This is a genomic window from Kitasatospora sp. NPDC059571 (assembly GCF_042735675.1).
Taxonomy (GTDB): Bacteria; Actinomycetota; Actinomycetes; order Streptomycetales; family Streptomycetaceae; genus Kitasatospora.
This window is the reverse complement of the sequence record NZ_JBHWBW010000125.1, coordinates 1-17133: the sequence shown is the minus strand read 5'-3', so window position 1 is coordinate 17133 and position 17133 is coordinate 1. Positions and strand designations below refer to the sequence as shown.

18 protein-coding genes and 1 pseudogene are annotated in these 17133 nt (G+C 72.4%); 8 read left to right on the top strand and 11 right to left on the bottom strand.

The features are described from left to right. The coding region (locus ACFV0G_RS16695; RefSeq protein ID WP_380547306.1) for an RNA polymerase sigma factor at positions 1–1308 on the top strand (1308 nt) is incomplete at its 5' end. A gap of 395 nt (positions 1309–1703) precedes the next feature. Continuing rightward, complete coding sequence (locus ACFV0G_RS16690) at positions 1704–2531, top strand: WhiB family transcriptional regulator (protein WP_380547314.1); 828 nt, start codon at positions 1704–1706, stop codon at positions 2529–2531. Between the two features lie 121 nt (positions 2532–2652). Here ACFV0G_RS16690 and ACFV0G_RS16685 read toward each other — a convergent pair whose 3' ends face one another. The 4 genes from ACFV0G_RS16685 to ACFV0G_RS16670 form a co-directional block, all read right to left on the bottom strand. Further along, positions 2653–3483: an enoyl-CoA hydratase/isomerase family protein gene (locus tag ACFV0G_RS16685; protein WP_380547304.1), complete on the bottom strand. Its 831-nt coding sequence runs from the start codon at positions 3481–3483 to the stop codon at positions 2653–2655. Between the two features lie 61 nt (positions 3484–3544). After that, positions 3545–4285, bottom strand: a complete 741-nt coding sequence (locus tag ACFV0G_RS16680; RefSeq protein WP_380547302.1) for an SDR family oxidoreductase — start codon at positions 4283–4285, stop codon at positions 3545–3547. Positions 4286–4333: 48 nt separating this feature from the next. After that, positions 4334–4771 carry a VOC family protein gene (locus tag ACFV0G_RS16675; protein ID WP_380547312.1) on the bottom strand — a complete coding sequence of 146 codons (438 nt, stop codon included), beginning with the start codon at positions 4769–4771 and terminating at the stop codon, positions 4334–4336. A gap of 248 nt (positions 4772–5019) precedes the next feature. Further along, positions 5020–5952: a bestrophin family protein gene (locus tag ACFV0G_RS16670; RefSeq protein ID WP_380547300.1), complete on the bottom strand. Its 933-nt coding sequence runs from the start codon at positions 5950–5952 to the stop codon at positions 5020–5022. Here ACFV0G_RS16670 and ACFV0G_RS16665 point away from each other — a divergent pair. Then, positions 5896–6384, top strand: a pseudogene (locus tag ACFV0G_RS16665) (serine hydrolase); the annotation flags it as partial. The gene ACFV0G_RS16670 and the pseudogene ACFV0G_RS16665 overlap by 57 nt on opposite strands. 93 nt (positions 6385–6477) lie before the next feature. Here ACFV0G_RS16665 and ACFV0G_RS16660 read toward each other — a convergent pair. The 3 genes from ACFV0G_RS16660 to sigJ form a co-directional block, all read right to left on the bottom strand. Continuing rightward, complete coding sequence (locus tag ACFV0G_RS16660) at positions 6478–6930, bottom strand: iron chaperone (RefSeq protein ID WP_380547298.1); 453 nt, start codon at positions 6928–6930, stop codon at positions 6478–6480. A gap of 181 nt (positions 6931–7111) precedes the next feature. Further along, positions 7112–8008, bottom strand: a complete 897-nt coding sequence (locus tag ACFV0G_RS16655; RefSeq protein ID WP_380547310.1) for a GNAT family N-acetyltransferase — start codon at positions 8006–8008, stop codon at positions 7112–7114. A gap of 83 nt (positions 8009–8091) precedes the next feature. Continuing rightward, positions 8092–9030, bottom strand: coding sequence for an RNA polymerase sigma factor SigJ (gene sigJ / locus ACFV0G_RS16650; protein WP_380547296.1), 939 nt, complete (start codon positions 9028–9030; stop codon positions 8092–8094). A gap of 193 nt (positions 9031–9223) precedes the next feature. Between sigJ and ACFV0G_RS16645 the strand changes: the two genes are divergently transcribed. The 3 genes from ACFV0G_RS16645 (at position 9224) to ACFV0G_RS16635 (ending at position 11953) form a co-directional block, all read left to right on the top strand. Then, on the top strand, positions 9224–9637 hold the full coding sequence (locus ACFV0G_RS16645; RefSeq protein ID WP_380547294.1) for a hypothetical protein: 414 nt from the start codon (positions 9224–9226) through the stop codon (positions 9635–9637). Between the two features lie 199 nt (positions 9638–9836). Then, positions 9837–10571: a hypothetical protein gene (locus ACFV0G_RS16640; protein WP_380547292.1), complete on the top strand. Its 735-nt coding sequence runs from the start codon at positions 9837–9839 to the stop codon at positions 10569–10571. A 398-nt stretch (positions 10572–10969) separates the two neighbouring features. Continuing rightward, complete coding sequence (locus ACFV0G_RS16635) at positions 10970–11953, top strand: cytochrome c oxidase assembly protein (protein WP_380547290.1); 984 nt, start codon at positions 10970–10972, stop codon at positions 11951–11953. Here ACFV0G_RS16635 and ACFV0G_RS16630 read toward each other — a convergent pair. Genes ACFV0G_RS16630 through ACFV0G_RS16615 form a run of 4 tightly spaced genes read right to left on the bottom strand, consistent with a single transcriptional unit; the run spans position 11931 to position 15021 of the window. Continuing rightward, positions 11931–12857: a GAF domain-containing protein gene (locus tag ACFV0G_RS16630; RefSeq protein WP_380547288.1), complete on the bottom strand. Its 927-nt coding sequence runs from the start codon at positions 12855–12857 to the stop codon at positions 11931–11933. The two genes, ACFV0G_RS16635 and ACFV0G_RS16630, sit on opposite strands and share 23 nt — an antisense overlap. 38 nt (positions 12858–12895) lie before the next feature. After that, on the bottom strand, positions 12896–13594 hold the full coding sequence (locus ACFV0G_RS16625; RefSeq protein WP_380547286.1) for a GAF and ANTAR domain-containing protein: 699 nt from the start codon (positions 13592–13594) through the stop codon (positions 12896–12898). Positions 13595–13600: 6 nt separating this feature from the next. Beyond that, positions 13601–13990 carry an STAS domain-containing protein gene (locus tag ACFV0G_RS16620; RefSeq protein ID WP_380547284.1) on the bottom strand — a complete coding sequence of 130 codons (390 nt, stop codon included), beginning with the start codon at positions 13988–13990 and terminating at the stop codon, positions 13601–13603. A gap of 17 nt (positions 13991–14007) precedes the next feature. Continuing rightward, a complete protein-coding gene (locus ACFV0G_RS16615; RefSeq protein ID WP_380547282.1) occupies positions 14008–15021 on the bottom strand; it encodes an acyl-CoA desaturase in 1014 nt (337 codons plus the stop codon). 608 nt (positions 15022–15629) lie between these two features. Between ACFV0G_RS16615 and ACFV0G_RS16610 the strand changes: the two genes are divergently transcribed. Beyond that, a complete protein-coding gene (locus ACFV0G_RS16610; protein ID WP_380547280.1) occupies positions 15630–16058 on the top strand; it encodes a hypothetical protein in 429 nt (142 codons plus the stop codon). A 334-nt stretch (positions 16059–16392) separates the two neighbouring features. Further along, the coding region (locus tag ACFV0G_RS16605) for a histone protein (RefSeq protein WP_380547278.1) at positions 16393–17133 on the top strand (741 nt) is incomplete at its 3' end.

Below are 17133 nucleotides of genomic sequence, written 5' to 3'. Positions count from 1 at the left end.
TTTTGGCGGCACGCCGACGCCGCCCCCCGGCACCCCGCCCGGGCGGGGGGGCCCGCCGCGGCCCTCTGGAGGATCGAGTCCGCGCGGATCGTCGGTGCGCTGGCCCGCTACACCGGGGACTTCGCGCTCGCCGAGGACGTCGCCCAGGAAGCGCTCGCGGAAGCCCTCGTCACCTGGTCACGCGACGGCACGCCGGCCAGCCCGGTGGGCTGGCTGCTGGCGACCGGGCGGCGTCGCGCCATCGACGCCTTCCGCCGGACGTCCGCACTGGAACAGCGGTACGCCCAGCTCGCCGGCCACTTGGCCGACGGCGAGTTCAGCTCCGGCGCGGCGGCCGCACCCGAGCGGTCGGACGACGTGCCGTGGGATCCCGACCGGGTCGACGACGACGTCCTCGCCCTGATCTTCACCGCCTGCCACCCGGTGCTCTCGCCCGAGGCCAAGGTGGCGCTCACCCTGCGCGCGGTCGCCGGCCTGTCCAGCGAGGAGATCGCCCGGGCCTTCCTCGTGCCCACACCGACCGTCCAGGCCCGGATCACCCGGGCGAAGAAGACCATCGCCGCCGCCCGCGTGCCGTTCGAACTACCCCCGTCCGAGGACCGGCCCGCGCGGCTCGGCGCCGTCCTGAGCGTCCTCTACGTCATCTTCACCGAAGGCTCCGGCGCCACGACCGGCGACGACCTGCTACGCCCCGATCTCGCCTACGAGGCCGTCCGGCTGGCCCGGATGCTGGCCGCACTGCTGCCCACCGAACCGGAGGCGCACGGCCTGCTCGCGCTGTTCGAGCTCACCGCCGCGCGCTTCCCGGCCCGTACGGGGCCCGACGGAGAACCGGTGCTCCTGGAGGACCAGGACCGCCGGCTGTGGGACCACTCCGCGATCCGCCGCGGCCTGGCCGCACTCGGCCGGACCTCGGCCCTCGGACGAGGCCTCGGCGCCTACGGCCTGCAGGCCGCGATCGCCGCCTGCCACGCGACGGCGCCCTCCGTAGAGGAAACCGCCTGGGAACGCATCGTCCTCCTCTACGAAGCACTCGGCCGGGTCGCCCCCTCCCCCATCGTCGAACTCAACCGCGCGGTGGCCGTCGCCATGGCGAGCGGACCGCAGGAGGCGCTGCGCATCGTCGACGACCTGGCCGTCTCCGGCCGCCTGGCGGGCTCCCACCTCCTCCCCAGCGTCCGCGGCGAACTGCTCGTCCGCCTCGGTCGGACCGCCGAGGCCCGGGCCGAGCTGGAACTCGCCGCCCGGCTGTGCCGCAACACCCGCGAGCGCTCCGTACTCCTGCGCAAAGCAGCCGTCCTGGAGTAAGCCCCTACCCAGCCGGCCAGGGCAGGCAGGCCTTCGCGGGGCGGGTCAGGAGGTGGCTGTGTGCGAGGTGCGCTGAACGTCGGTGACCTGCACGTCGTCGCCGGTCCGCAGCGGCGCGCGGCCGCCGACCCCTGACTGGGCACCGGTCACACCGGCCCTCGGGGCAGAGGGAGAACCGCGGTGACTCGGCCGGATCTCGCAGACCGCACCTTCCAGCGCGCCGCACGCCGGCACGGTCCCAGCACGGGCATCCCGGCCCGCACCTTCCGGTGCAAACGGTGCGGAAATGATGCGACTCGCATCGGTGAGGCGGTGCCAGCGACCGTGGGACCACCCCCCGCGAACGCTTTGACCGCGGCCATGCGCGGGTGAAGCGCGGCGAAAGGCATCCGTTGATGCACGGTGACCCGAACAGGATCGACACACCCCCGCAATCCGGCCCCCGAGAGGCGTTGGATCCCCGCTCGGCCTGGCAGGAGGCTGCCGCCTGCAGGTCAGAAGACCCCGACCTGTTCTTTCCGGTGAGCGGCGAGGGCCTTGGGGCTGCACAGACTCTGCGGGCCAAGGCCGTGTGCGCGCGCTGTCCGGTCGTCTCCGCATGTGGGGACGCGGCGATGGCGGTGGGCGAGGCTCACGGGGTGTGGGGCGGCATGGACGAACGGGACAGGCGTCGCCGGATGAGGGCGGGCACCAACGGGATGTCCGACCGTCCGGGCCTGGCCCCTGCCGTCACACGTGCCGCCAGACAGGACGTGCGCGCTGCGGCCTTTCGACTTCCCGGCGCGAGCCGGTGGCTCGACGGGATCGGTGAGGCGGCCCGCAGCGGTCCGCTGGTGGCCGAGGTCTGGGCATTCGACGTTCGAGGACGGAGGATCCTGCTGGTGGAGCACGCCTGGCGCGGGCTGGTGCCGCCGGGCGGGAAGGTCGAGGCCGGCGAGACACCTCGTCGCGCGGCGGCCCGTGAACTGTTCGAGGAGACAGGTCTGTCGGCAGTGCTGCTGCACAAGCCGGCGATGGCCTTCGTCCGCCGCTTTCGCCCCGACTCCGCGGCAACGACGCTCGGTCTGTCCTACGCGGCGGTCGTGGACCCGGCTCGGAGGCTGCGGTGCGAGCCCAACCAACCCGCGGCATGGTTCGACCTCGACGAGCCATGGCCCTCCTGCCATCCCGGAGACCGGGACCGCATGCGCTGCTATCTGACATCCCTGCTGCAATCCCGGTGAGACCTCACCACGCCGGCGCCGGCTCGACCATTACGCCAAGAGGCTCTCCCGGCGTAGGCGAGTCCGCCTTTCGCCCGGAGGAAGGGCGGGGCCTCGTCCTTCGGGACGACGGAGGACGCGCTCAGGGCTGCTGCCGCAGCCGCCCGATCGCGGTGCCGAGGTCGACCTCGACACCGTCGGGCCGCTGCAGGCCCTCGTCCAGCAGGCGCCGGACGAACGGCCGGTGCTCGGGACGGCCGGCCGTGGCGAAATACGCCTGCAAGCCCGGCGCGAACTCGCCGTCCTCGGGCAGCGTCGCGACGTCGACCAGCTGCTTGATGCCGGCGACGGCCACCTTGTCGAAGGAGGCGATGCGGCGCGCGAACGCATCGGTGAAGTCCTCGATATCGGCATCCGGAACGAGCCGGTTCACATAGCCGTAGTAGGCGGCCAGATCCGCCGGGACGTCATCGCCGCCCAAGAGGATCTCCAGGGCCCGGCCGCGGCCGACCAGCCGCCCCAACCGCGCCATCGGGCCACCACCGGGCACGGCGCCGACACCCACCTCGAACTGGCCCAGGACCGCCCTCTCCGACGCGAAACGGATGTCCGTGGCGAGCACGAACTCACTACCCGCACCACGCGTACGGCCACGGATCTCCGAGATCGTCGCCACCGGGACCCTGCTGAGGCGCACGAAGTTGTCCAGGTACGGATGCAAGCCCGTCGGCCCCGGCTGCATCCCCGCCACCCGGGCGTTGTCTGCCGTGAAGTCCCAGTGCGCCATGAAGTAGCCCGGGGTGTCACTGCGGAACACGACCACGGTGAGATCCGGATCGGTCTCGATGCGCCCGACGAGCGCGCCGAGCTGCTCGAGGGTGTCCGGATCCAGCAGGTTGACCGGGCCGTTGTCGAAGGTCACCCGCCAGTACGCCGAGGAGACCTCACTGACGTGGAACTGCTCCGCACTCATGTCCGCTCCGTTGCTCATGGCGCGTCCGCAGGTCCGCGGGTCGGCGGGTCGGCGGGGTCCGTCAGGAGACGAACTGCTGCCCGCCGTCGATGTCGTACGTCGCACCGGTCAGGGCCGTGTTGACCATCAGGTGGACGGCCAGCGCCGCGACGTCCGCGGGGCCCACGACACGGCCGATCGGCAGCATCGCGCGCAGCTCGGCGCGGCGCTCCTCGAGCCCCTCGCCGAGCAGCGAGGCCGACAGCGGGGTGTCGACGAACCCGGCCGCGATGAGGTTGACGCGCACCGGGGCGAGCTCGAGTGCGAGGGCCGCGGTGAACGACGGCAGTGCGTTGGTGGCGGCGGAGGCGACGCCGAGACCGCGGGCGACGCGCCGCGCTCCGGTGCCGCCCATGAACACCAGACTGCCTCCGGGCCGCACCCGGCCGACGGCATTGCGCGCGACCTCCAGTTCCAGCACCGCATGGTCACTGATCGCATCCCGCACCTCGGCGGCGCTCATCGCGAGGAGCGGCCCGTAGCTGGGGCCGCCGGCCGTCACCATCACGTGGTCGATCGGCGTCGGCAGGTCCTGGAAGAACGCTTCCAGGGCCGCCGAGTCGGTGGCGTCGAAGGCCGCGGTGCGCCGGGCGCCGACCTCGCCGGCCGCGCGCTCCAGACGGCCGGGATCGCGGCCGACGAGGACGACCTCGGCGCCCTCGGTCCGGGCGCGTCTGGCCGTCTCCAGGCCGATGCCGGCGCTGCCGCCGATCACGACGACGCTCTGGCCGAGCAGTTCGGGCTCGCGTACGGGGGTGGTCACGGGTGGGCTCCCTCTGTCATCGTGCCGTGGGCCTGGGCGTCCTGATCGTCAGCGGCCCGGCAGACGCGTCCTGATCTCCTGCAGCAGCCAGCCGTTGCCGTCAGGGTCGGCGAACGAGACGAAGGACCCGTAGTCGGCGTGCTCGGGGGCGGGCCCGTCCACACGTCCGCGCGTCCCGGCGTGGTGGAAGATGCCGGTGACGTCGTGGAAGACCCCGCTCACGTCCACACCGCGTTCGACGAGGCCGGCGCGGGCCGCGTCGATGTCGTACACGGTGAGTTGCAGGCCCTGCATCGAGCCGGCCGGGGCCGAGGTCACGCCCTCGCCGAAGATGATCGAGCACAGCGAGCCCGGCGGGGTGAACTGCACGACCCGGTAGCCCTCTTCCACGGTCAGGTCGGCGTCGAGCCGCCAGCCCAGTGATCCGTAGAACCGCTTGGCCCGGTCGGTGTCGGAGACCGGCAGCACCACGACTTCCAGGCGCATCTCGCCGGCCGCCACAGGCGGTGTTCCGGTGCTCCGGTCGGATTCCGCTTCCACGCTGCCTACTCTCCGCCTCCGGGGGTCGGTGGCACGGTTGCCGGGGCGACGGGGCGAACAGGCCATGATCACGCGTCCCGGGTGCGGGGAACGCCGCTCCGTCGATCGCGGGCGCGGCCGTCCCGGGAGCGGGACGGAGCCCTACGCCATCGAAACCTCCCCCACGGGCACCTGCAAGTCGGGCCCGGCAGCCGTCACCAGAGGTAGCCGTCGACGGGCACCGCCCTGGCCGGACGCTCCGAGACGTCGATGAGTTCGAGCAGGTCGCGTTCGAGGCCGATGGCCAGGGCCGTGACGGGAACGTCCTGGATGCGGTTGGCGAACGGCTCCTCGTTGGCGGCACCGACCCGTTCGATCAGCCGGAAGTACAGGGCGATCAGGAGCGCGGTGGGGATGATCAGCCACCGGTGGGCGGGCACGACGCCGATGACGGCGAACGGGAACACGACGACGTAGCAGTGCACGAACATCCGGCTGAGATAGTCGTGCGGCCGGGGAATCGGCGTGGTGCTCATACGCTCGGCCAGGGCCTGCTGGACGGACAGCCCGGCCAGCGCGGTCTCCAACTGGAAGTTGTCCAGGCCGGTGAGGATCCCCGCGGCATAGCCGCGGAAGACGGCCTGGCTCTGCAGCCGAGCCAGCACGGCCGGCCCGTTGTCGGCGGCGAGGACCAGATCCACCTCATCGGCCGGCAGGAGACGGGTGAGTTCGGCGGTGGCGTCCTGCCGGCGCAGCAGGCGGGCGAGGCAGTGCGCCCAGGCGGCCTGACGGAGGGCCAGGTCGTGCTGCCAGGCGCGGACGGCCTCGGGGTCCGCCGCGCCCTGGGCAGCCTTCGCGTCGGTGAGGGACCGGGCGACCCGGATCAGAGTGCGCGACAGACCGGTGATCTGCGCCCAGATCGTGCTCGCCTCCCACCACCGCTGATAGGCCGTGTTCGCGCGGAACGCCAGGAGGATGGCCAGCGCGGTGCCGAGGACGGTGGCCACCAGCGAGGGCAGGGCGAGCCAGGAGATGTCGGCGACGTCGACCAGCAGGTACGCCGCGGTGGCGCTGACCACGGCGAGCAGCAGATCGAATCGGACGTACGGCAGGGTCCTGCGGAGGTTGAACGACTCCTTCACGATCACCGGATCAGGCTACGCGCCCGACCGTCAGATCCCCTTGATGCCGGGCGTACGGGGTGCCTGCACGCCGGGCCGGGAGAACTGCGCGAAGGTCATGGGGCGTCCTCATGGTCCGGGGGCGGGCTTCGGCGCGCGAGCGACACGACGAGTCCGGCCGCCGTCGCAGCAACGCCCACCCGCCTCGTCCTCGGCAACGCCCTGGCGCCACGGGACCGGCAGACCCTGACCAGGTGGCTGCTCGCCAACACCACGGGCGCGGCTCGGCTGCGCGCCGGCCTGCCGGCGACCTGGACCCTCGCGGACAAGACCGGCACCGGCGGCTACGGCACCACCAACGACGTGGGGATCGCCCGGACCACGGCCGGCACGCCCTTGGTCCTGGCCGTCCTGTCGACCAGGACCGGCGCGGACGCCACCGCCGACGAACCACTGATCGCCCGGACCGCCGCCCTGCTCGTACCGGCACTGCGCCGACCGCCCGTCAGGCCACGGCCCGTGGTGCCCTGGCCGGTCTGCGGGGTGCGCGTCTCAGCCGGCCGCCCGCTTCACGAGGGCCGCGATCCGCTCCTCCACCTCGGCCGTCACCTCGGTCAGGGCGAAGCCGGCCGCCCACATCGCGCCCTCGTCCAGCGCGGCCTGGTCGCTGAAGCCGAGCGTCGCGTAGCGGGACTTGAACTTCTCGGCGCTCTGGAAGAAACAGACGACCTTGCCGTCCTGTGCGTAGGCCGGCATGCCGTACCAGAGCTTGGGTGCGAGGCCCGGCGCGTTCGCCGTGACGACGGCGTGGACGCGCTCGGCCATGACCCGGTCGGTGTCGTTCATCTCGGCGATCTTCGCGAGCACGTCCCGTACGGCCGCCGCCGCCTTCTCCTCCGCGGAGCCGCGTCGTGCCGCCTTCTTCTGCTCGGCCGCGTGGTCCTTCATCGCGGCCCGCTCCTCGGGCGTGAAACCCTCGTACCCGGAGCTCGTGGTGCTGGTCATGGCCCACCCCTGTGATCGTCGCGCGAGCGGCACCTCGCGCCGCCGTCGCCGTGAGACACAGTCTCTCCCGAACCGGACACGGCCGCCCCCGAATTGACCACACAATCCGCCACGGGCACCGACCCCGCACCCGGCCGGCGCCGCGGTGCGGCCCGGCACCGCCGCGCCGCCGGACGGGCCCTCAGGGCGGCGGCTGGGTGATCCCCTTCTCGAACCAGTGCTGGGCGTAGGGCTCGTCGTTGAAGGCCGCCACCTCGTGGAAGCCGCAGGAGCGGTAGAGGCCGATCGCGGCAGTCAGTGCCGCGTTGGTGTCCAGACGCAGTACGGTGCGGTCCTGCCGGACGGCACACGCCTCCAGTTCGCCCAGGAGACGCCGCCCCAGGCCCAGGCCCCGGGCCTGCGGGGCGACCCACATGCGTTTGACCTCGGCGGCGCCGTCGGAGGGCAGTTTCAGGCCGCCGCAGCCGACCGGTTCGCCGTGGAACCGGGCGATGAGGAACAGGCCGTCGGGAGGCCGCAGTTCACGCGGGTCGGGAAGCAGGCTGCGGGCGGGATCGAAGCCGCCGTCGAAGCGCTCCTGGAGTTCGTCGGCGTAGGAGCGCAGGCAGTACCGGGCATCGGGATGGTCGGGGTCGACGGTCTCCAGGGTGACGGTCCCGGCGGTCAGCAGCCGGTCGACCTCGGCCATCGCGGCGACCAGCCGGGCGCGCTGGTCGGTGTTGAGCGGCTCCAGGAGGGAGCGGGCCAGGTCGTCGCTGCGGGCGTCGAGAGCGGCGCGCTCCGCGCGGCCGGCGTCGGTGAGGCGGACGGTGCGCACCCTTCGGTCCTCGGGCTGCACTTCCACCCTCACCAGGTGGTCGGCCTCCAGGGCGCGCAGCAGGCGGCTGACGTAGCCGGAATCGAGACCCAGGCGGTCGCGCAGGCGCCGCACGTCCTGGCCGTGTTCGCCGATCTCCCAGAGCAGGCGGGCCTCACCGACGGCCCGGTCCCGGCCGAGATAGTGGTCGTGGAGTACGCCCACGCGCTGGGTGACGGTGCGGTTGAACCGCCGTACCCGGTCGATCTGCGCACCGTCCATCTGCACCCCGTCCATTCTCTGACCATAGTCAGAGAATGGACGGTGCGCCACCGGGCGGGTGAAGCGGCGGGTGCGGGGGCGGCTCAGATCTGTCCGCTCGCGGTCCAGGCGCGGAGTTTCTCCGGGTTGCGGACGGCCCAGATGCGGGTGATGCGGCCGTCGGCCGTGTCGAGGGCGGCGACGGTCACGGGGACGCCGGCGCGCTGGGCGACCAGGCCGGGCCGGCCGTTGACCGTCCGCGCCAGGAGGGTCAGTCCAGGGGCCCTGTCGGCGATGTGGACCAGGTACTGGGCGATGCGTCCGGCGCCCTCGACCGGGCGCAGGGCGGCGCCGACCAGGCCGCCGCCGTCGGCGGTCATCGTGGCGCCGGGGTCGAGGAGGGCGACGAGCGCCTCGATGTCCTTGGCCTCCCAGGCCTGCTTGAAGTGCCGCACCAGGGCGGCCTGTCCGGCCGGCGGGGCTGCCCGGGCGGCCGGGGTCCCGGCGGCCCGCAGGCGCCGGCGGCCCGAGGAGGCGAGCTGTCGGCAGGCGGCGGGCGTGCGGCCGACGATCTCGGCAACGTCCGCGAAGGGGTAGCGGAAGACGTCGTGCAGGATGAACGCCACGCGTTCGGCCGGGGTCATCGACTCCAGGAGGACGAGGAAGGCCATGGTCACCGACTCGTCCAGGGTGATCTGGTCGGCGGGGTCGGCCGAACGGCCCCGGCCGCCGGGCCGCTCGCCGCTCCACTCCGTGCGATCGGGCAGCGGCTCGGGTATCCACGCGCCGACGTAGCGTTCGCGCCGGGCCCGCGCCGAGCCGAGCACGTCCAGGCAGATTCGGCCGGCCACCGTCGTCAGCCAGGCGCCGGGCGAGGCGACGGCCTCCCGCTGCTGCCGCGACATCGCGTACCAGCGGGTGTAGGTCTCCTGCACGGCGTCCTCGGCCTCGGCCAGCGAACCCAGCAGCCGGTAGGCGAGGTTGATCAGGTAGCGCCGCTCGCCGGCGATCGGGTCCGGGCCGGGCCCGGAGGGGGTACTCATGGTCGCGATCGCTCCCTGTTCCTTGTCGTCCGGTGCCGCCGTTCGCCCGTTCGACGAAACACCGCACCGACATGTCAGGCCGGTTCCCCACCTCACATTCCGCACCGCTGCGTCGTCGAACTGACGGGACCCTACCCATCCACCGCCGCACGGCAGTAGCCCACCGCCGCACGGCAGAAGAGAGGACCGCACGATGGCCGCACCGACCACGACAGCACCGGACAGAGCCGCCCCCCTTCTCCGGGCCGCGATCGCCCTGCAGACGGCAGCCCTGTTCTTCCAGGCCGCCACCGCCGGACTGCTGCTGTCCTCCTCCCACGGCGAGGTCCTGCACAGTGTCGGGGCGCGCGTGATGTACGGCGCGTCGATGCTCTACGTGCTCGCCGCGATCCTGGCGTGGCGGCCGGGCGGTGGGACCCCCCGCCCGATCCTGGACGCGTCCGGCTTCCTCGCACTCGCATCGGTGCAGGTGGTCCTGGGCATCGCACACAAGCCGGCCCTCCATGTTCCGCTCGGCACCCTGATGTTCGCCCTGAGCGTCCTGGCACTGCACCGGTCCCTGACCCGGACGGGCACAGCCGGCGGCCCGCCACGGCGCACCCCGTAGGGCCGGCCGCGGGGCGCAGCGGGTCGTTCTGGCACGATCGACGTGTGCTCAGATCCGTTGCGCCGAACCGGCGGCGGCCTGCCCCGGGGGCCGCCGCCGCGGGCGCCCGTGTCGGAATCTATGATTCCGGTTCGGTCCCGGCCCTCGTCGGCGACCGGCCCCGGCCCGGGGCCCCGCACCACGCGAAGGTAGAAACTCGATGCGCTACGCGACGACCGCCCGGCGACTGGCCGCGGCCGGGCTGCTGCCGCTGGCCCTGTCCGCCTGCTCCTCCGCTGCCCCGGGCGGTGTTGACGCCGCGCCGCAGAGCCCGGCCGCCCCCGCCGCATCCTCGGGCGCGGCCGCGCCGGACCAGAACGCCCATCTGCTGACCGGCACCCGGCTGAAGCAGGCCCTGGCGCTCGCGTCGGCGTTCCCCGCCGGCTACACCCTCGACGCGGACGGCAGCCGGGACACCGGCGACACCTTCGTGGAGCCGACCGCCGCCGACGTCCCGCAGCCGGACTGCACCAAGCTGGGCGGCACCTCGTGGACGTCGATCACCGGAATCGAGGGCGTCTCCTTCGCACAGAACGACTACCTCAACAAGAACACCTCGGGCGAGATCGCGCAGGAGGTCGACGTCTACCGCGACACCACCGCGCAGACCGTCATGAAGGCCGTCGGCATGCTGGCGAAGGCCTGCCCCTCGTTCACGGACAGCCAGACCCATGCCAAGGTGAAGGTCACCGAGAAGGAACTCACGGGCGTCGGCGACGGCGCCTACACCCTCACGCTCACCAGCAGCGCCTGGAAGGGCGGGATGGGATTGGTCGCCGCCCGCAAGGGCACCGCCGTCGTCACCGTGCTGGTCAGCAGCGACAAGGACAACGGGATCGCCACCGCCGTCCGCTTCACCAACCACATCCTCGCCGCCCTGCCCACCGGATCCTGACCGACACCACGCCCTGCACACCGGGCCCCGCCTCCCCTTTCGCGCGGGGCCTTTCGCGCGGGGCCTTTCGCGCGAGGCCTTTCGCGCGGGGTGGCGGCCCCACAGCACCTCCCCAACGGCATGGCAGGCCGCAGCCCGCGCCGTGCACGGTCGCCGGATGGCGACGCCGTGCACGGTGTCGGGGGTGCTGCACGATTCAATCGATGTTCGGCGCCATTGGGCGTCCGACGGTGCGCGAGCCGCCTGTCACCTGGCTCCCCCGCTCGCTAGATTCTGCGGTGGTGTCGTCGTCGGCGCCGGATCCTCCCACGGGTCCGCGCGGTGAGGACGCCGGGCTGCCGTCGGAGGGTTCCACCGGTCGGTGGCCGCCCACCGACAGCGGAAGGAAACCTGCTGGCATGCTCCACCCTGCGGACGTCCCGCCCTGGCACTGGTCGGCCCTCGCCGACTCCTGGACGCTCGAACCGGCGGTCGCCACCCTTGCGGCGCTGCTCGCGGCCGGCTATCTCGCCGCCGCCCGCCGCCGTCGACACAGCGGGGCCGACGGCTGGCCCTGGCACCGTACCGCGGCGTTCCTCGGCGGCCTGGCGGTCTGGGTCTGGGTGACCTGCTCGGGCCTCGGTGTGTACGAGCGGGTGCTGTTCACCGACCGCGCCGCGCAGATGGTGCTGCTGTTGATGTTCGTCCCGCTGCTCCTGGTCCTCGGCGCCCCGGTGACCCTGCTGGCGGACGCCCTGGACCCCGCGGCCCGCGACCGGCTACTGGCATCGCTGCGCAGCCGCCCGTCCCGTGTCCTGATGTTCCCCGCCGTCTCCACCGTTCTGCTGGTCGCGCCGCCGTGGCTGCTGTACTTCACGCCCTGGTACCAGCGGACGTTGACCAGCGGCGTCTGGAACACCGGCTTCCACCTGGTGTTCGTGGTGCTGGGCCTGCTGTACTTCTGGCCGCGCCTGCAGCTCGACCCGGTGGCGCACGAGTACCCGCTGCTGCTCAGCGTGGTGATCACCTTCGTCGAGGTGGTGTTCGACGCCGCCCTCGCCCTGGTTCTGCTGTACGGCGGGCACCTGATCGCCGAGCCGTACTACGCGAGCCTCGGCCGTGACTGGGGACCGAGCCTGGTCCGCGACCAGTTCTGGGGCGGCAACGTGATCTGGGTACTGGGCGACCTGGTCGGCCTGCCCTTCCTGTGCGCGCTGATCCGCCGTCTGATCGTCACCGGCCGGGCCGAGAACGCGGCGGTGGACGCCGCGCTGGACGCAGCCGAGGCCGCCCGGGCCACCACCGCTGCCGGCACCGGCTCCGGGTACGACCAGCCGCAGACCGTGGGTGCCCGCCCGTGGTGGCTGGACGACCCGCAGCTCAAGCACCGCTACGGCGGTTGAACCGAACGCTCCCACTCATCCACTGCTCACCCTGCGCGGCCGCGCCACAAGAAGTGGGCCAGAGCCACAACTCACCTATAGGCCACGAGGAACCCGGTGTCGTACGGATTGGTTGGTCGTAGGGCGTCCGCCGGGCGCCCGGCCGCCGGCTCGGCGGCTGAGAGGTGTGGCCGGAGGCGGCGCCCGGCCCGTGGGCGCGCGGCTCGTCCGGCTCCCCCCACGCGCTGCTCCAACAGCAGCGACGACGGCGGTGCCCGCGGGGCGCCCGGGCATGGGCACGGAAGGCTGCGAACGCGTCGTCGACGGGGAGCTTCCACCGTTCGGCGAGGATGCCCTTCGCCTGTTCGATGACGATCCGGCTCGTCAGCGCGTACTGGAGTTGGCCGCGTTCGACCTCGCTGTCGTCCAGGGTGCGCTGCTGGAGGATCGCGACGGTGGCGACGTCGGCAAGGGCCTGGGCGAGCATGACGTCGTCGGCACTCAAGCGACCGGGGGTGGTCTGGAAGAGGCCCAGGGTGCCGATCACCCGCCCCCGCAGCCGCATGGGAATCGCGTTGGCGGCCACGAATCCGACCTGCCGGGCCTGGGAGGCGAAGGCCTGCCACTGCGAGGCGACCTTCAGATCGGTGAGGTCGATGCCGATACGCGCACTGCCGGTGCGATAGCAGTCGACGCACGGGCCCTCGTCGTGCTGAAGGGCGAAGAGCTCCAGCATGTGCGTGCGCTCGTCCGAGGCGGCGATGGTCATCAGCCTGTCCCGGTGGTCGGCGAGCAGAATTCCCGCCGCCGCGACGTCGAGGAGTTCCACGCAGCGCTCACACAGCTGCTGCAGGAATTCGATGACGCTGAAGTCGCCGGTCAGCGAGTTGGCGACCTCGACGAACACCTCCGTCAGTCGTTGCACACGTGTCACGGAAAATCGTCCTCCGCTGCGTCCCACAACTATTCCTCGCCCTCATTCTCACCCAGCCGGAGGCGGCGGTCGACGATGTCCTGGGAAATGTCGCCGACCGGTATCCCGGACACGAAGGCGTGGGCGCGGAGCATGGCCAGGGCCTCGGGCAACGGGATGCCGAGGTGGACGCTGAGCATTCCCGTCGCCTGGTGGACGACGGCCCGCAAGAGCGCCGGTGAATCCTCCGGCCCCCCACTCGCCTGATCCGGGAATGCCAGGCAGAGCGAGGTGAGCGCTGCGGCGAGGACGAGGGCGTCGTCGGTCTGGGGTCCGGTCAGCGGTCCGCGGGTGCGGCGGGCCGCGGTGAGGGCACCGACGTGGATGGCACCGACGCCGAGGGGGAAGCAGAAGACCGCCCGGACTGGCAGCGGCGCCGACTCGATGGCCAGCGCCGGCCAGCGCTCGGATCGGATCCGGGCCAGATCGGGGACCAGGACGGGCCGGCCACGGATGGCGGCTTCGCCGCTCGGTCCCTCTCCGAGTGTGAATTCGAGATCCTCGAAGCGGCGCCCGAGCGCATCGGAGCACCACACCGGTTCACGCCGGCCCGTGTCGGTCAGGAGCGAGACGGCGAGGCAGTCCACCCCGAGAGCACCCCGCTCCACACTGTGAAGGGCGTCGAGGTCCAGGGCGCCTGCTCGCCTTCGGAGCCGCGGCAGGGTTCGGGCCATCAGGTCACTGATCATGACCGCTCACGACGCGCCCCCGGCCGCGGCGCTCAGCGCGTGGCCGGGCGCGGCGAAGGGTGGGCCGGGAGCGGGGAGCAGGTAGGCGATCGTGGTGGTGAGTTCCAGCAGGCGGACCACCTGCGGGGAGGGTTGCCACAGCGTCAGCGTGCCGCCGGCCGAGGCCGCCCTGCGGGCTGCGGAGAGCAGGACGTTGAGGCCGGTGACGTCGCAGAAGGTGACGCCCCTGACGTCGACTCGGACGGTGCGGATCCCATCGCGCAGGCAGAGATCGAGCGCTTCGCGCAGTGGCGCCACGGAGTCGAGGTCGATGTCGCCGGCCACGTGGACGGTGGCGCGCCGGGCGGGCACGGAACGCAGGACGCTGACGAGGAGGCTCTGAGGGTGGGCAGGCATGGGACGGCTCCGGGAAGTCAGGCTTGTCGGCGGGTTTCGAGGCGGCCGGGGACGGGCCAGTGGACGTTGCGGACCCAACCGAGTCGTTCGAGGAGGCGGATGGCAGCGGCCGTGGGGTCGATCTGGTGTCGGTCGACGCCGTGGCGGGCGCAGGTGGGGTCGGCGTGGTGGAGGTTGTGCCAGCTCTCTCCGAAGGAGAGCAGGGCGAGCGGCCACAGGTTGGTCGCCCGGTCGTGCCGGCGGGTGCGGAAGGGGCGCCGACCGATCATGTGGCACAGCGAGTTGACGCTCCACGTCACGTGCTGCAGCAGGGCCACGCGGACGAGCCCGGCCCACACGAGGGCGGTGAGTGCGCCGTGCAGGGTCCCGCCGACGGCCCATCCCACCCCGAGGGGCAGCGCGAGGGAGAGGATGCACAACCAGGGGAAGGCCCTCGACACGGCCCGTAGGTCCGGGTCGGCGAGCAGGTCGGGTGCGTAGCGGGCGGGTGGGGTGATGTCGGAGCTGAACAGCCAGCCGATGTGGGCGTGGACCAGACCGCGCAGTTCGCCGGTGAGGCTGGTGCCGAACCGGAACGGGGAGTGCGGATCGCCGGGGCGGTCGGTGAAGGCGTGGTGGCGACGGTGGGTCGCGACCCAGCCGATCACGTCCCCCTGGAAGCTCATCGACCCGGCGACGGCCATCGCGATCTTCGCCGGTCGGTTCGGGGTGAAACTGCCGTGGGTGAGGCCGCGGTGGAAGCCCACCGTCACGCCCAACCCCGTGACGCAGTACAGCACCGCGGCCAGGATCACGTCGATCGGGCCGACAAGGCTGCCCCACAGCCATCCGACGGCGATCGCAAGCGCGAGGAGAGGGAACGCCACCACGACGGCGGTGGCGGCCAGCTGCCAGCGGGGGACGCGGTGCCGATCGGCGGGGTCGACCCGCGGGAACGGTGAAACCCCGTCGTAGGGAGTCGGCGCGACGCGATCTTCGGTGCCGGTACCACCTGGGGAGAGTGATGCCGTGCGGCGGTCCGTGAGGGCCATCCCGACTCCTTCGCCGTTGAGGTGCGGCGCAGCCGGGGTCAGGGGCGGCAGATCGGACCCGACCGACTCGCGCCCGGGGGCGGGCATGCGGTCACGGGGTCTCCCTTCGAAGGTACTCCAGGCGTGTCGCCGCGTACAGACGTGGTCCGGTGGAGGGAGCCCGTGCACCTCCTGGAGAGGGGCTTCGTTGAAGGCGGTACGAGCGCCGCTGAAGGCCGCCGCGGCGTCGACGGGAACAGCGGCGACAGGCGGGAGTGAGCCCTCACCTGGCCGACAGGCCGAGGCCGGCGTCGGCTCTCTCCGGTCCGGCGCGAGGGTCGCGTCGCACCCATGATGTGCGCCTCGGGCGTTCCGCGCGGCGCGTCACGGGCGGGGCACCACTGTTTGGATCTGCCGCTCATGAGCCAGACGCCATTCGGGGTCCTTCGGAGCGATCGGGTCCTCCGACACGGTGGTTCGCACCGCCCCGACAGGTCCGACCCCAGGAAGGACAGGATCATGCCCCGGAACGATCGCGGGCGGCTGCTCGCCATCTATCTGAACGACCATTTGGCGGGGCCTACGGCGGTGCGGCGCTGGCGCGCAGGATCGCCCGCGAGCACCCGTCGGTGGGCCCCGATGCCCCCGGTCTCGACCGGCTGGCGGAGGAGATCCTCGAGGACCGCGATGAGCTCGTGCGGCTCATGGCGTCGCTCGGTGTGCGGCCGCGGTGGCACCGGATGGCGCTGGGTGCGCTGGCCGAAAAGGCCGGGCGGCTCAAGACCAACGGGAGGCTCGTCCGCCGCTCCCCGCTGAGCGACCTGCTGGAGGCGGAGGCCCTGCGCTCCGGTGTCCAGGGAAAGACGGCACTGTGGCGCGCCCTGCGCACAGCGATCTCCGACGACGTGCTCGCGGCGCGTTTGGAGCGTCTTGAGGAGCGTGCCCGTCGTCAGGCGGATGTCCTCGATGCCCGGCACGCCGAGGCCGCGCGTTTGTTCTGTGGCACAGCCCGCCGGGACGAGCCCGTTTCGGCGAGCATGTCACGGCATCAGTTGTGAACTGCTCCGCTGTCCGTGCTGCCCGAGGGGCGGCTGACCGGCGCCCGGCCCGGGACGCCGCGGGGCCGGCAGGATCCCCCCTCCCCCCTCTCCGCATGCCGCGGACGCGCTGACTGCCCAGACTGGAATTGCCGTCGGCGGTGCGGCCGACCGCCTGAAGGGTCCACTCGCCGACAGGGTGCGGGGCGTGACAGAGCGTCACGATGTCCCGTAGGGCCATGGTAATGCGGTTGGGCTTCGCACCGGCGGCGTCGGGGAGACCGCCTCGCATCGCGTCCGCCCCTTGCGCGGTGCTCGTTCATCAAGAAGGGGTGCTGACCGAAGGGATCACCTGATGAAAGACACCACCAAGGTCGCGCTGGCCTCCGCGGTGGCCGGCGGATACGTTCTCGGGCGTACGAAGAAGGGGCGGCTGGCTTTCGCCGCCGCAACGTACCTCGCCGGACGGAGGTTCGGCCTCGATCCTCGGCAACTGGCCACCGAGGGGCTCCGCAAGCTGAGTGAGGTTCCGCAGGTCGCGGAGCTCAGCGAACAGGTCAAGGGGGATCTCCTGGAGGCGGGCAAGCGTGCCGTGGTCGCCGCCGCCAACCGACGCGTCGGCGAACTCGCGGATTCCTTGCGCGAGCGCACGCTCAATGTCGGCAAGCCGAAGCCGCAGGACGCAGACGAGGAGGAATGGGAGGAGGAGCCGGAGGAGGACCAAGAGGCCTACGACGAGGAGGAGCCGGAGGAGGGGGAACCGGAGGAGGAGCCCGAGGACGAGGCGGCGGAGCCCGAGGAGGAGGAACAGGAGGAAGCGGAGGACGACGAGGAGCCGCGGGACGACGAGGAGGAGCCCGCGGAGAAGCCGCGCCAGGAACGTGCCCCGCGTCGCCGCAGCACTGCGAGCAGCGAACGCCCCAGGAGGCGAACCCCTGATGCCGACGCGAAGCCCTCGCCCGAACGCAGGCCGGCGAAGAAGGCGGCTGCCAAGAGGACTGCGGCGAAGAAGTCGGCCCCGGCTGCGAAGAAGGCGCCGGCGAAGAGTGCTCCGCCCGCCAAACGCTCGGCGAGCCGTACCGGATCGGCGAAGGCC

What these genes read in the sequence shown, in the direction of transcription:
- ACFV0G_RS16690 (WP_380547314.1), top strand. Translation starts at nt 1,704, where the DNA reads ATGCACGGTGACCCGAACAGGATCGACACACCCCCGCAATCCGGCCCC.
- ACFV0G_RS16640 (WP_380547292.1), top strand. Translation starts at nt 9,837, where the DNA reads ATGCGCTACGCGACGACCGCCCGGCGACTGGCCGCGGCCGGGCTGCTG.
- ACFV0G_RS16615 (WP_380547282.1), bottom strand. Translation starts at nt 15,021, where the DNA reads ATGGCCCTCACGGACCGCCGCACGGCATCACTCTCCCCAGGTGGTACC.
- ACFV0G_RS16635 (WP_380547290.1), top strand. Translation starts at nt 10,970, where the DNA reads ATGCTCCACCCTGCGGACGTCCCGCCCTGGCACTGGTCGGCCCTCGCC.
- ACFV0G_RS16620 (WP_380547284.1), bottom strand. Translation starts at nt 13,990, where the DNA reads ATGCCTGCCCACCCTCAGAGCCTCCTCGTCAGCGTCCTGCGTTCCGTG.
- sigJ (WP_380547296.1), bottom strand. Translation starts at nt 9,030, where the DNA reads ATGAGTACCCCCTCCGGGCCCGGCCCGGACCCGATCGCCGGCGAGCGG.
- ACFV0G_RS16685 (WP_380547304.1), bottom strand. Translation starts at nt 3,483, where the DNA reads ATGAGTGCGGAGCAGTTCCACGTCAGTGAGGTCTCCTCGGCGTACTGG.
- ACFV0G_RS16655 (WP_380547310.1), bottom strand. Translation starts at nt 8,008, where the DNA reads ATGGACGGTGCGCAGATCGACCGGGTACGGCGGTTCAACCGCACCGTC.
- ACFV0G_RS16675 (WP_380547312.1), bottom strand. Translation starts at nt 4,771, where the DNA reads ATGCGCCTGGAAGTCGTGGTGCTGCCGGTCTCCGACACCGACCGGGCC.
- ACFV0G_RS16645 (WP_380547294.1), top strand. Translation starts at nt 9,224, where the DNA reads ATGGCCGCACCGACCACGACAGCACCGGACAGAGCCGCCCCCCTTCTC.
- ACFV0G_RS16660 (WP_380547298.1), bottom strand. Translation starts at nt 6,930, where the DNA reads ATGACCAGCACCACGAGCTCCGGGTACGAGGGTTTCACGCCCGAGGAG.
- ACFV0G_RS16625 (WP_380547286.1), bottom strand. Translation starts at nt 13,594, where the DNA reads ATGATCAGTGACCTGATGGCCCGAACCCTGCCGCGGCTCCGAAGGCGA.